General features: G+C 44.9%; 13 protein-coding genes. 12 read left to right on the forward strand and 1 reads right to left on the reverse strand.

From position 1 onward, the window contains the following. Positions 1-60 precede the first annotated feature (60 nt). The 6 genes from ACRC6Q_RS07310 to ACRC6Q_RS07335 all read left to right on the forward strand — a co-directional run bounded on the left by ACRC6Q_RS07310 (position 61) and on the right by ACRC6Q_RS07335 (position 6,154). Positions 61-522: a Fur family transcriptional regulator gene (locus ACRC6Q_RS07310; protein ID WP_006829823.1), complete on the forward strand. Its 462-nt coding sequence runs from the start codon at positions 61-63 to the stop codon at positions 520-522. A gap of 113 nt (positions 523-635) precedes the next feature. Further along, on the forward strand, positions 636-1,538 hold the full coding sequence (gene xerD / locus ACRC6Q_RS07315) for a site-specific tyrosine recombinase XerD (RefSeq protein ID WP_223632963.1): 903 nt from the start codon (positions 636-638) through the stop codon (positions 1,536-1,538). 68 nt (positions 1,539-1,606) lie between these two features. Further along, positions 1,607-2,794 (forward strand): phosphopentomutase, encoded by a 1,188-nt coding sequence (gene deoB / locus ACRC6Q_RS07320; RefSeq protein WP_223632960.1) that lies wholly within the window; start codon positions 1,607-1,609, stop codon positions 2,792-2,794. Between the two features lie 123 nt (positions 2,795-2,917). Next, a complete protein-coding gene (locus ACRC6Q_RS07325; RefSeq protein ID WP_431466133.1) occupies positions 2,918-4,222 on the forward strand; it encodes a pyrimidine-nucleoside phosphorylase in 1,305 nt (434 codons plus the stop codon). Between the two features lie 69 nt (positions 4,223-4,291). After that, entirely contained in the window at positions 4,292-5,614 is a 1,323-nt protein-coding gene (gene lysA / locus ACRC6Q_RS07330) for a diaminopimelate decarboxylase (protein WP_431466134.1), read from the forward strand. A gap of 180 nt (positions 5,615-5,794) precedes the next feature. After that, positions 5,795-6,154, forward strand: coding sequence for a GNAT family N-acetyltransferase (locus ACRC6Q_RS07335; RefSeq protein WP_223632952.1), 360 nt, complete (start codon positions 5,795-5,797; stop codon positions 6,152-6,154). 1 nt (position 6,155) lies between these two features. Here ACRC6Q_RS07335 and ACRC6Q_RS07340 read toward each other — a convergent pair whose 3' ends face one another. Continuing rightward, entirely contained in the window at positions 6,156-6,656 is a 501-nt protein-coding gene (locus ACRC6Q_RS07340) for a DUF309 domain-containing protein (protein WP_223632949.1), read from the reverse strand. Between the two features lie 83 nt (positions 6,657-6,739). On the opposite strand from ACRC6Q_RS07340, the gene ACRC6Q_RS07345 reads away from it, so the two are divergent. The 6 genes from ACRC6Q_RS07345 (at position 6,740) to ccsB (ending at position 12,575) form a co-directional block, all read left to right on the forward strand. Then, positions 6,740-7,513 (forward strand): segregation/condensation protein A, encoded by a 774-nt coding sequence (locus tag ACRC6Q_RS07345; protein ID WP_223632946.1) that lies wholly within the window; start codon positions 6,740-6,742, stop codon positions 7,511-7,513. Continuing rightward, positions 7,491-8,081 (forward strand): SMC-Scp complex subunit ScpB, encoded by a 591-nt coding sequence (gene scpB / locus ACRC6Q_RS07350; protein ID WP_223632944.1) that lies wholly within the window; start codon positions 7,491-7,493, stop codon positions 8,079-8,081. The genes ACRC6Q_RS07345 and scpB overlap by 23 nt, the downstream gene beginning before the upstream one ends. Before the next feature lie 257 nt (positions 8,082-8,338). Further along, positions 8,339-9,070 carry a pseudouridine synthase gene (locus ACRC6Q_RS07355; protein ID WP_223632941.1) on the forward strand — a complete coding sequence of 244 codons (732 nt, stop codon included), beginning with the start codon at positions 8,339-8,341 and terminating at the stop codon, positions 9,068-9,070. Between the two features lie 91 nt (positions 9,071-9,161). Beyond that, positions 9,162-9,722: a thiol-disulfide oxidoreductase ResA gene (gene resA, locus ACRC6Q_RS07360; protein WP_223632938.1), complete on the forward strand. Its 561-nt coding sequence runs from the start codon at positions 9,162-9,164 to the stop codon at positions 9,720-9,722. Positions 9,723-9,735: 13 nt separating this feature from the next. Then, the gene (locus ACRC6Q_RS07365) at positions 9,736-11,394 is read left to right on the forward strand and encodes a cytochrome c biogenesis protein ResB (protein ID WP_223632935.1); all 1,659 of its coding nucleotides are present in this window, start codon (positions 9,736-9,738) and stop codon (positions 11,392-11,394) included. After that, a complete protein-coding gene (gene ccsB / locus ACRC6Q_RS07370) occupies positions 11,391-12,575 on the forward strand; it encodes a c-type cytochrome biogenesis protein CcsB (protein ID WP_223632919.1) in 1,185 nt (394 codons plus the stop codon). The genes ACRC6Q_RS07365 and ccsB overlap by 4 nt, the downstream gene beginning before the upstream one ends. Positions 12,576-12,633: the final 58 nt, after the last annotated feature.

Raw genomic sequence — 12,633 nt, forward strand, 5'->3', positions numbered from 1 at the left:
ATTGTTGTAATTGAGAACTCCCTTTTGATATAATAAAGGCAGTTTGAGGGAGGGCGTCGCATGGAAACCAGGATTGATCGGATCAAAAAGCAATTACACGCTGCGAGTTACAAATTGACGCCACAGCGTGAAGCGACAGTTCGAGTTTTGTTAGACCATGAGGAAGACCATCTAAGTGCGGAAGACGTCTATCTGTTAGTGAAAGACATTGCACCGGAAATCGGATTGGCAACGGTGTACCGAACGTTAGAGCTTTTAACAGAATTGAAAATTGTCGACAAAATAAATTTCGGTGATGGTGTGTCGCGCTACGATTTGCGTCAGGAAGGCGCAGCACATTTCCATCATCACCTTGTGTGTTTGGAATGTGGAGCAGTGGATGAAATTCAGGAAGACCTTCTGGAAGATGTGGAGAACATAGTAGAGAAACGTTGGAATTTCCAAATTAAAGACCACCGTCTTACTTTCCATGGCATCTGCTGGCGCTGCAACGACAGCAGTTCCCAAAATCCATCAGAATAACTGATGCCAAAAGGACGGCCCCCATACAGGCCGTCCTTTTTTTATGGGAAAATAGAAATGGTTATATGATTGGAACGGATAGCTCAAATGTGAAATGTAAAGGAGGCAGACGCATGAATTTTGGCAAAGATGCACTCGACGATTACGTGCATTTTCTGCGTGTTGAAAGACAGCTTGCGGATAATACACTGTCGTCATACGAACGGGATCTGAAAGCCTATTTGCAGTATTTAAAAGAAGTGGAACAATTGGAGTCCCTAAGCAAAGTCGAGCGCGTACATATATTGAATCATTTGCGCCATCTGAAGGAATCGACGAAAACTCCAAGGACCGTAGCCCGCCACATTTCATCGATCCGTTCATTTCATCAATTCCTGATTCGTGAACGGATCGTCGAAACGGATCCCACTGTTCATTTAGAGATGCCTCAAATGGACAAGAAGCTTCCGAATATCCTGTCTATTGAAGAAGTGGATGCTCTTATACAGGCACCAGCCACCAATAAAGCGAACGGTTTACGAGATCAGGCTATGCTGGAATTATTGTATGCCAGCGGAATGCGGATCAGTGAATGCATCAATCTGGATGTAGAAGACGTCCATTTAACGATGGGGTTTGTCCGCTGCACCGGTAAAGGTGGAAAAGAACGAATCATTCCTTTAGGGAAATCGGCGCTAAAATCCTGCCAAACCTATTTGGAACAAGGACGATTGGACCTAATGAAAAGCGGAGAAAAAACGGATGCCATGTTCATCAATCAGCGCGGCAAACGGCTGACCCGCCAAGGGTTTTGGAAACTGCTGAAGCAGCACGCCCAAAAAGCGGGCATCCAAAAGGAATTGACGCCGCATACGCTGCGCCATTCCTTCGCCACACACCTTTTGGAAAATGGAGCGGATATCCGCGCAGTTCAGGAAATGCTGGGCCACGCAGACATCTCCACCACGCAAATTTATACACATGTCAGCAAAACACGCTTAAAAGATGTTTATTCTCAATTTCATCCTCGCGCCTAAAAGAGGTCTGACTTCCGACAAGGGAACGGAATGTGGTAAAATAAAAATGAAAATAAGGAGGAAGACTTATGACAATCAAACCATTTAAACGCGTTCACTTAGTCGTATTGGATTCAGTGGGCATCGGTGAAGCACCTGACGCTGAAGCCTTTGGAGATACAGGATCAGACACACTTGGCCACATTGCAGAAGCGGTGGGCGGATTGAATATGCCGAATATGGAGAAACTCGGTCTTGCCAACATCGTTCCGGTGAAAGGGCTTGCAGCATCTGATGCACCCACAGCCTATTACGGAAAATTGCAGGAAGCTTCTGTCGGAAAAGATACCATGACTGGCCATTGGGAAATTATGGGCTTGAATATCGACACACCTTTCAAGGTCTATCCAGACGGATTTCCGGAAGAGTTGATCCGACAGCTGGAAGAAAAGACAGGCCGCAAAGTTCTCGGAAACAAGCCGGCGAGCGGCACTGAAATTCTGGATGAGCTTGGCCAGCAGCATATGGAAACGGGCGCAATCATCGTCTATACATCTGCTGACCCAGTCTTGCAGATTGCGGCTCACGAGGAAATCATTCCACTTGATGAGCTCTACCGCATTTGTGAAATCGCCCGCGAATTGACATTGGAACCGGAATACCTGGTAGGCCGCGTCATTGCGCGTCCGTTCCTTGGACAACCCGGGGCTTTTAAACGGACATCGAACCGACATGACTATGCTTTGGCGCCATTTGAACGCACGGTAATGAATGAATTGAAAGATGGCGGCAAAGACGTGATCGCCATCGGCAAAATTGATGATATTTACAATGGAGCAGGCGTCACGAAAGCCTTGCGTACAAAAGACAATATGGATGGCATGGATAAATTGGTTCAAGTCGTGGGAGAAGAATTTCACGGATTGAGTTTTCTGAACCTGGTGGACTTTGATGCGCTTTACGGACATCGCAGAGATCCGAAAGGATACGGAGATGCACTGGAAGCATTTGATGTCCGATTGCCTGAAGTACTGGAAAAAATGCAAGAAGACGACCTGTTGATTCTTACAGCGGATCACGGCAATGACCCGACGTTCCCTGGTACGGATCATACGCGTGAATATGTTCCGCTTCTCGCTTATTCTCCGCGCTTCAAAGGCGGCGAACAGCTGGAAACCGGAAAGACGTTTTCCGACATCGGTGCTACCATCGCTGAAAACTTCTCCGTGGCAATGCCTAAATTCGGCAAGAGCTTTTTGTCACGTTTAAACGGGTAATATTATAAATTGAATTAATTAGTTAGAATGAATACTATTCCGTTGCGGAATATCAACAACAATTAATCCAATAAGCTTTTGGTTCGACTATTCGAAAACAAAACTAAGAAGGCGGTAGAATTCATGAGAATGGTAGATTTGATTGAAAAGAAAAGAGACGGCAATGAGCTGTCGACCGAAGAAATCAAGTTCGTCATCACTGGCTATACAAATGGCGATATCGAAGATTATCAGATGAGTGCATTTCTGATGGCTGTCTATTTTCAAAACATGACAGAACGCGAGCGCGCAGACCTGACGTTGGCAATGGCTGAATCAGGAGACCAAATCGACTTGTCGGCGATCGAAGGCATAAAAGTAGATAAGCATTCCACGGGCGGAGTCGGCGATACGACTACACTTGTTCTTGGTCCTTTAGTGGCGGCTTGCGGCGTTCCAGTTGCAAAAATGAGTGGGCGCGGCCTTGGCCACACCGGCGGAACGATTGACAAATTAGAAGCGATTGACGGCTTTCATGTGGAGCTTTCTACAGAAGATTTCATCAAGCAAGTAAACGACCATAAATTGGCGGTTATCGGCCAAAGCGGAAATTTGACTCCTGCCGATAAAAAACTGTATGCATTGCGTGATGTAACAGGTACTGTCAATAGCATCCCATTGATTGCAAGCTCGATCATGAGCAAAAAAATCGCAGCTGGGGCAGACGCAATCGTCCTCGACGTTAAGACAGGCGAAGGCGCATTTATGAAAACCCCTGAAGATGCCAAGGAACTGGCACATGCTATGGTGGGGATCGGCAATGCTACGGGCAGAAAAACAATGGCCATCATTTCTGATATGAGCCAGCCGCTTGGATTTGCTATCGGCAATGCATTGGAAGTCAAAGAAGCGATTGAAACACTGCAGGGCAAAGGACCGGAAGATTTGACGGAATTGTGCATGGTGCTCGGCAGCCAGATGGTCGTTGTGGGAGGAAAAGCGGAAACGTTGGAGGAAGCCCGGACCATGTTGGAAAAAGTGATTGAAAATGGACAGGCTTTGGAAATCTTCAAGCAATTCATTGCAGATCAAGGTGGAAATCCGGCAGTAGTGGACGATGTCACATTATTGCCACAAGCTGAATTTGTTACAGAAGTCCCTTCCAAAGAAGAAGGCTATGTGTCATTTATGGAAGCTGACGAAATTGGTACAGCCGCAATGGTACTGGGAGCAGGCAGAGCAACGAAAGAATCCGAAATCGATTTAGCTGTCGGAATTGTTCTTCATAAGAAAGTTGGAGACTTCGTCAAAGCTGGAGAGTCGATCGCTACGATCTATTCCAACACAGAAGAGGTCGCAGAATGTTCTAAAATGATATATAATAGTATCGAATATACTAGTGAACCGGTTGAAAAAATCAAACTGATCTCAGCTTTGATAACCGATTGACAAAAAATCTTGCTGGGTAGTCGCTCAGCAAGATTTTTCACATACATACATTATCAGGAGGGGCTTTTATTGCATTTATACGGCACACAATCAATCAACAAGCAGGGCCATTTGACGATAGGCGGAACGGATTCGCTGGATTTGGCGAAAACTTACGGCACACCGCTTTACGTTTACGATATCCAGTTATTCCGAGATCGTGCCAGAGCGTTTCAGCAAACTTTTGAAGAAGCAGGCATCGGTTACCAGGTTGCTTATGCGAGTAAAGCATTTTCAACGATTGCCATCTACCAGGTAGCGGCGGAAGAGAACCTATCTCTGGACGTAGTTTCCGCTGGGGAATTGTATACAGCCATTAAAGCTGGGTTCCCGGTCGAAAAGATCCATTTCCACGGCAATAACAAAAGCCTGGAAGAGTTGGAAATGGCGTTTGAAGTGGGAATCGGCTGCATCGTGGTCGATAATTTCCACGAAATCGACTTATTGAAGAAACTTTCTGAACAGTCCAAACGACCAATGAATATCCTGTTGCGTGTGACACCTGGAATTGAAGCCCATACACATGACTACATCACGACCGGGCAGGAAGATTCGAAATTCGGTTTTGATTTGAAGAACGGCCAAGCGGACAACGCATTCCAGCAAACATATGATCATGAATATTTGAAGCTGATGGGTCTTCATTGCCACATCGGTTCTCAGATTTTTGATACAGGTGCATTCCAGCTGGCTGCAGAAAAACTGCTGCAGAAAATGGCCGGCTGGAAAGAGGATTTCGGTTATACGTGTCCGGTATTGAACTTGGGCGGAGGCTTTGGAATTCGTTATACAGAAGATGACAAGCCGCTTGAACCTGCTGTCTATGTAAGGCAGATGATTGAAACTGTCAAACAGACATCTGAAGCCGCGGGTTATCCGATTCCGGAAATTTGGATCGAGCCGGGCCGTTCATTGATCGGCGATGCCGGAACGACGCTTTACACCATCGGCTCGATGAAGGAAGTGCCCGGGACACGTAAATATGCGGCGGTTGACGGAGGTATGTCGGATAATATCCGTCCTGCTCTGTACGGAGCAAAATACAGTTCATTGATAGCCAACAAGGCAAATGCTGCATTGACCGAACAATACACCATTGCAGGAAAATGCTGTGAATCAGGAGACAAACTGATCGAGAAAGCCGAGCTTCCTGTGGTTGAATCAGGAGACATTTTAAGTGTTTTCTGTACAGGCGCCTACGGCTATTCAATGGCCAGCAACTACAATCGCATCGCACGTCCAGCAGTTGTTTTCGTGGAAAACGGTGTACACCAGCTGGTTGTAAAACGTGAAACAAATGATGATCTGATTAAACAGGATCTAAGTTACTCCCAAAAGGCTGTCCAGAAATGAAAAAAGGGAACCTGGTCTTGTTGCTTTTTATCCTCGCGATGGCCATCGCATGGGGAATCGTCTACTGGGTCTTTTTTGCAGAAAATGTCATTAGCGGCTAAAGAATGCTCTCTTGAGTTATCCGGAGATCTATAGTAGTATGATAAAAGCCGCTTTTAGACGAAAATGAGGGATTTAATTATGCTATTCAGATATAAAAAATCATTCGAGAAAATCGCTATGGGGCTGATGTCGTTCATGCCGAAAGAGCGAGAGTTGAAAAAACTGCAGCAAACCATGCATATCTATGAAGAAAATCCGGATTGGCAATTATTCCTTTGGAAAAAAGGGGATGATTTTGTCGGGTTATTAGGTGTGGAAGTTGGCGAGGAATCCTATACGATCCATCATTTGTCAGTAAATCCTTCGCATCGCGGAGACGGAATCGGCCATGAAATGGTGGACAAGATCCAGGATATCATGCAAGATCGGAAAATGCTGGCAACGGAAGAAACCGAAGCATTTCTAAAAAAATGCCCAGTAAAAAAAGGCGACCTTTAATTTAAAGGTTCCGCCTTTTTTTTTGTTCACGTAAGCTGATGATGGAAGTACGGTCACGTAGCCTATGCTTATGCATAAGGAAATATGGATCCTGCTGCGTTAGAGGATGTTCAGAGTAATAGGCTTCCACAGCCTGTTTCAGCTCTTCGGAAATGATCGGAATTTGCTGGTCGAAAAAAGGTTTGCGTTCTGTGACAGCTTCAATCGACTCCGTTAAGATCCCGATCAGCTTTTCATGATCAAATCCTTCCACCCAAACGCCACCTGAAGCCAATTTGACCTTTGCGCGGATAAACGATCGCAATGCTCCCGGATAATTGCTTCTTCGCCAATGGTACATGCCGACTGCCAACTGGATCCAGCCGGTAAGTGGATGCATCTTGTCTTTGGGGGCGATGGACTTCCAGTATTCTTCGCCAACTTCGTGGCATTCGAAAAAATCTTTTTCTTGATTAAAATTGATGATGTATTGGATAAACAGCGGATGTTGAAGTGGATGCATTTTGATCCCCTTTCTACTATAATAAAGGTTAATTGCCCATTAATCGGGAACAATGAGTATTTTAACAGTCAGGTGGTAAAATCATGTCTTATGAAGTAAAAGTAGAGGCGTTTGAAGGTCCTCTAGATTTATTATTGCATTTAATCCACCGTTTGGAAATTGATATTTATGATATTCCTGTTTCACAGATTACTTCACAGTATATGGAACACATACGTGCGATGCAAGTCCTGGAATTAAATGAAGCCAGTGAGTACCTTGTCATGGCAGCCACTTTGCTTGCGATAAAAAGCAAAACGCTGCTGCCGGTCCATGAAGGGGAACTGGATGAAGTAGAATATGAATTTGATGAACAGGATCCCCGTGAAGAATTGGTCTCGCGGCTTGTCGAGTACCGCAAATTCAAGGAGGCTTCCGAGAAGTTGAAAGAGTTGGAAAGCAAACGCTCTTTCATTTATACGAAAGCCCCAATGGATTTATCGGAAATACAGGCAGCCATTCCGTACGATCAGGTCGATCTCGAAGTGAATGCGTACGACATGCTCGGGGCATTTCAGAAGATGCTCCGCCGAAAGCAATTAAAAGCGCCATTATCTGCGCGAATCGCAAGACAGGAAATTTCCATCAAACATCAAATGACTTCAATCGTCGACCAGTTGAAGTTATCAAAAGGACGTACGTCATTCAGTAATCTGTTTCCATCTGATGACAAAACCGTTTTAGTGGTATCATTTTTGTCCATTTTGGAATTGATGAAGCGGCAAGTAGTTGCGGTTGAGCAGGAAACCAATTTCACGGACTTGATGGTGGAACTGAGAAAGGACAAGTGGGAATATGAAGACGAATCTTTCGAGTAAAATAGAGGCTTTGCTGTTTGTGGCAGGAGACGATGGCCTGACGATGAAACAGCTCCAGTTTTTGACGGAAGCGGAGATTGAAGAATTACAAGCAGGAATCGTGGAGTTGGAGACACGTTACGCTGAATCTGTCAGCGGCATCTGTCTCAAAGAACTGGCAGGAGTTTTTCAACTGGTGACGAAACAGGAAGTGGCTGAAACGATTCAAAAATTGGTGGAAAATCCCACTGTTCAAGCATTGTCTCAAGCCTCCTTGGAGGTCTTGGCAATCATTGCCTACAAGCAGCCGATCACGCGGGTGGAAGTTGAAGATCTGCGCGGAGTTAAAAGTGAAAAAGCATTGCACACCCTTGCAGCAAAAGGGTTGGTGCAGGAAGCCGGACGGGTTGAAGGGACAGGCCGCGCCATTTTATATGGCACAACCAACGAATTTTTGAATTATTTCGGGTTGAAGAACTTGGATGAACTGCCTCCGCTGCCTGAGGAAGCGATGAATGATCTGGATGAAGACGCAGATCTTTTTATGACCAATTTTCAGCAAACCTTTAAAGAAGAAGTGAAAGTATAGAGATTCTCTGAAGGCTGAGCCATTGACAGTCTTCTTTTCTTTTGAGCTTAGCGCTTCCGCTTTTTAGCGAAATGTGACATAATTCCGAGAGGAACGAACGGCATATCGAGTTATTGTAAACCATTTGCAGTACTTGGCAGAGATGTCCGGAATTATGCAATTGCACACTCTGGTTTCTTCTGCTGCAGTGTTTATCCCAGTAGGGTGAACGAGCACGTAGGCTTTTCGAAAAAAATACTAATGAGGTGAACTTATTTATGGAAAGATTACAGAAAGTACTTGCACATGCAGGAGTGGCGTCACGACGTAAGTCGGAACAATTGATCTTGGACGGCAAAGTAAGAGTCAACGGAAAAACGATCAAAGAATTGGGAGTAAAAGTTTCAAGCACGGATAAGATTGAAGTGGAAGGCGTTCAGCTTGAAAAAGAGCAGAAAGTCTATTATTTATTGTATAAGCCACGCGGTGTCATTTCTGCTGTTTCTGATGATAAAAACCGGAAAGTTGTTACGGACTTTTTTGGTGACATCGAAAAACGGATTTATCCAGTCGGGCGTCTGGATTATGATACATCCGGCTTGCTGATTATGACAAATGACGGCGAATTCGCCAATATGCTAACCCATCCAAAATTTGAAATTGACAAAACTTATGTAGCCCGCTTAAAAGGGATCCCGGAAAGAGACGATTTAAAAAAATTGGAACGTGGCATCAAACTCGAGGATGGCATGACAGCTCCTGCAAGAGTGAAGCTTTTGTCTGGAGATAAAAAGACGGGCAAAGCGATTGTGCAAATCACTATTCATGAAGGCAGAAACCGCCAAGTCCGCAGAATGTTCGAAGCGATCGGTTACCCGGTTCAGAAATTGAGCCGTGAACAATTCGCTTTCCTGACATTGCATGGCTTGAACGCAGGTGAATCGCGCGAGCTTTCTGCGCACGAAGTCAAACTTTTGCGTGTTTTGGCTGAAACGGGCAAGCGCGTCTAACGTTCACAAACACTTCAAAACTCCAGACTTGTGACTGTTTAAACTTTGTTATAATTAAGTTTGCATAATATCCCTCGAAGGAGGAACAAGTATGGGTGAACAGGTCAAACAAAAAAAGAACAGCAAGAAGCAAAAGAGAGCTGTGATGAGAACAGCCATCCTGGCGATACTGGTAGCTGCAATTGGCTACACCATCTACAACAGTGCAACGGCCAAGGATGTCAGCTTGCTTGAAGTCGGTGACAAAGCGCCTGATTTTGCCTTAGTGGATCTTGAAGGCAATGACCATAAATTATCGGATTATGAAGGCCAAGGAGTCTTTTTGAATTTCTGGGGTACTTGGTGTAAACCTTGTGCAAAAGAAATGCCAGCCATGGATCGGCAATATGAAGCTTTCTCAAATGATGGCGTTCAAGTGCTCGCAGTAAACATTGCTCAATCAGATTTTGAAGTCCAATCTTTCGCTGATCAATACGGTTTGTCTTTTCCAGTAGTGATTGATAAAACAAAAAGTGTGATGACGGCCTATAACATCAGGCCATTGCCAACCACAGTGCTTGTTAATCCGGAAGGGAATATCGAGCGCATCATTACAGGTGAAATGACTGAAGAGGATATTGAAGGGTTTATGGAAGAAATCAAACCTGAATAAGGAGATTTTTTGGATGGAAAATTTACAATGTCAATGTGGTCATGTAAATCCGCCCGGCACGAAGCTCTGTGAATCGTGCGGGCGGTCTTTGACTGAAAAAGATCAAAACAGCAAGTTGGTGGATATGCGCTACGAAGGAACAGCCAGACGTTCCCAAACCTATAACAAATCCATCATCGACAAAATCTGGAACTTTTTTTCAAGTGTAAAAGTAGGCGTCAGCATTATTGTCGTTCTATTGGTAGCTGCAGCCATCGGTACGATCTTGCCACAGCAGGCATTTGTACCTGCGACTACAGAAACTGCGATTCAGGAATATTATGCAGATACTTATGGCAGTATTGGCCGCGTCTATCATTTTCTTGGTTTTCATGACCTGTACAGCTCCTATTGGTTTATCGCGTTAGTTGGGATGTTGGCAATTTCGTTGGTGATTGCCAGCTTAGACCGTTTCGTCCCTCTTTATAAATCGTTGAAAAATCAACGGGTACTGCGCCACCCAAGCTTTATGGACAAACAGCGCATTTATGCTGAAGGCCCTGGAGCGGAAGATACGCTGCAAAAAGCAGAGACGAAATTGAAGGAATTGAAATACAATGTCCGCACGGATAAAAATGGGCTTTTAGCCGAAAAAGGTCGTTTTTCCCGATGGGGTCCCTATGTCAATCACATCGGCCTGATTATTTTCTTGTTTGGCGTCATGCTGCGTATGATTCCCGGCTTCTATATAGACGAAAGCCTGTGGCTGCGTGAAGGTGAAACCAGAGCCATTCCTGAAGTGCCTGGCTACTATCTGGAAAGCAAGAACTTCGAACTGGAAAATTACTCAGGTGAAGGCGAAGAAGAAGTGTTCGGCGAAGCGCTGGATCGTGTCGGCACGGTCGCGAAAAATTACCAGACCGATGTTGTGTTGTATCAGAAACCGGAAGATGCGTTGCCGGGTGCTGATGACAGCCAAGAAGTCGTAAAAGAATTTCCAATCCGAGTCAACCAACCGTTGAAATTTGATGGCTACGCCATTTACCAGATGGATTATCGTTTGGATGAGCTGAAAGCGATGACCTTCGCTCTGACCAATAAAGAAACGGAAGAATCGCTGGGTGAACTGACCATCGATTTGATAGATCCAGAAGATATCTATGAGCTTGAAAGTGGTTCAACTGTTGAATTACTGGGCTATTACCCGGACTTTTCAGGGTTTGAAGACGGAGAACCACAAACCGCAACCCCGTTGCCGAACAATCCTGGATTCCTGGTGGAACTGACTACTCCTGAAACACCTGAAGGAGAAACGAGCTTTATTACGATTCAAAACACGGTGGAACCTTTAGGTGAAAATGACTATAAACTAGCTTTCCAGAGTGTAGAAACACGGGATGTTTCAGGTCTGACAGTTCGAAAAGACAGCACGCTGCCGATTCTCGGACTTGGCGGTTTAATCTTTATGATCGGTGTAGCGCAAGGGATGTATTTTAACCATCGCCGTTTCTGGATTCAGCAGAAGGCTGATGGCACGATCTTGCTCGCTGGACATACCAATAAGAATTGGTTCGGTTTGAAGAAAGATCTTGATCAAGTTGTTGAACATGCGTCACTGCCCGCTTACACAGACCAGCAGGATGAAATCGACAAAGCAGAGAAAGCGGAAAAGGAAGGTGAAGCATTGTCATGAATTTAGCCGATTTAAGCTCAAATTTATTATACGTTGCCTTTATTGCCTATTTAATTGCGACATTTGTTTTCGGAGGAGCAGTAAAAGGCAATAAAGAAGGAACGTTCAAATCAGAAAAACGGTGGGGCAGAGTTGCCATCACCATCACTGTAATTGGTTTCATCGCCAATCTTGGTTATTTCTTTACTAGATGGGGTGCAACCGGACATGCACCACTTAGCAATATGTTCGAATTTACCACGGCTTTCGGCATGACATTGGTCGGCGGATTCATTATTTTGTATATTCTATACAAAACGCCGGTTCTTGGCATGATCGTATTACCTGTCGCATTATTGATCATCGCATTTGCAAGTATGTTCCCGAGCGAAGTCAGCCCACTGATTCCAGCATTGCAAACAAACTGGTTGGCGATCCATGTCAGTACAGTAGTTATTGCAGAAGGAATTCTTGCCATCAGTGCTGCTGCCGGTCTGATCTACCTATTGAAAGTAGTGGACCTTACCAAAAGATCCAAACAGCGTTTCTGGCTGGAAGCCATCATGTACTCGCTGGTACTGGTTCTTGGCTTTGTAGTAGTGAGCACGTTCTTCTCGGCAACAGGTTATGAAGCAGAGTTTACTTATGTGGACAAAGAAGGTGCAGATGCTGCCATCACCTACTCGATGCCCCCAATATTCGGCATGAATGAATATGTGGCTTTGACAGAAGATGCGATGACACCTCTTATCGAGACACCTGCACTTGTGCATGCCGGAAAGCTCACGACTGTGCTTTGGTCTGTGATTGTCGGAACGGTTCTTTATTGGTTGATTCGCCTAGTTTTCAGAAAACGCATTGCGGCTCTCTTGAAACCATTCGTCAAAAATGTAAATCTGCAATTGATGGATGAAATTGGCTATCGCGCCATTATTATCGGTTTCCCGGTCTTCACATTGGGTGCATTGATTTTTGCCATGATTTGGGCACAAATCGCCTGGTCCCGTTTCTGGGGCTGGGACCCGAAAGAAGTATGGGCTTTGATCACCTGGTTATTCTATGCAGCTTACCTTCATTTGCGTTTGGGCAAAGGCTGGCAAGGTGAGAAATCCGCATGGCTGGCTGTTATCGGCTTTGTGATCATCATGTTCAATCTGGTGGCAGTTAATTTAATCATTGCCGGATTGCATTCTTACGCGTAAAGCAGGATGAATAAATGGGCCTTTTCCGGAAACGGAAAAGGCTTTTTATTTAGTGCAG

It is taken from the genome of Planococcus sp. SE5232 (assembly GCF_050686535.1).
GTDB lineage: Bacteria > Bacillota > Bacilli > Bacillales_A > Planococcaceae > Planococcus.

Bases quoted from the DNA above. Each gene is read 5' to 3' on its own strand.
- ACRC6Q_RS07325 (WP_431466133.1), top strand. From the start codon at position 2,918: ATGAGAATGGTAGATTTGATTGAAAAGAAAAGAGACGGCAATGAGCTG.
- scpB (WP_223632944.1), top strand. From the start codon at position 7,491: ATGAAGACGAATCTTTCGAGTAAAATAGAGGCTTTGCTGTTTGTGGCA.
- xerD (WP_223632963.1), top strand. From the start codon at position 636: ATGAATTTTGGCAAAGATGCACTCGACGATTACGTGCATTTTCTGCGT.
- ACRC6Q_RS07345 (WP_223632946.1), top strand. From the start codon at position 6,740: ATGTCTTATGAAGTAAAAGTAGAGGCGTTTGAAGGTCCTCTAGATTTA.
- ccsB (WP_223632919.1), top strand. From the start codon at position 11,391: ATGAATTTAGCCGATTTAAGCTCAAATTTATTATACGTTGCCTTTATT.
- ACRC6Q_RS07335 (WP_223632952.1), top strand. From the start codon at position 5,795: ATGCTATTCAGATATAAAAAATCATTCGAGAAAATCGCTATGGGGCTG.
- resA (WP_223632938.1), top strand. From the start codon at position 9,162: ATGGGTGAACAGGTCAAACAAAAAAAGAACAGCAAGAAGCAAAAGAGA.
- ACRC6Q_RS07355 (WP_223632941.1), top strand. From the start codon at position 8,339: ATGGAAAGATTACAGAAAGTACTTGCACATGCAGGAGTGGCGTCACGA.
- ACRC6Q_RS07340 (WP_223632949.1), bottom strand. From the start codon at position 6,656: ATGCATCCACTTCAACATCCGCTGTTTATCCAATACATCATCAATTTT.
- ACRC6Q_RS07310 (WP_006829823.1), top strand. From the start codon at position 61: ATGGAAACCAGGATTGATCGGATCAAAAAGCAATTACACGCTGCGAGT.
- deoB (WP_223632960.1), top strand. From the start codon at position 1,607: ATGACAATCAAACCATTTAAACGCGTTCACTTAGTCGTATTGGATTCA.
- ACRC6Q_RS07365 (WP_223632935.1), top strand. From the start codon at position 9,736: ATGGAAAATTTACAATGTCAATGTGGTCATGTAAATCCGCCCGGCACG.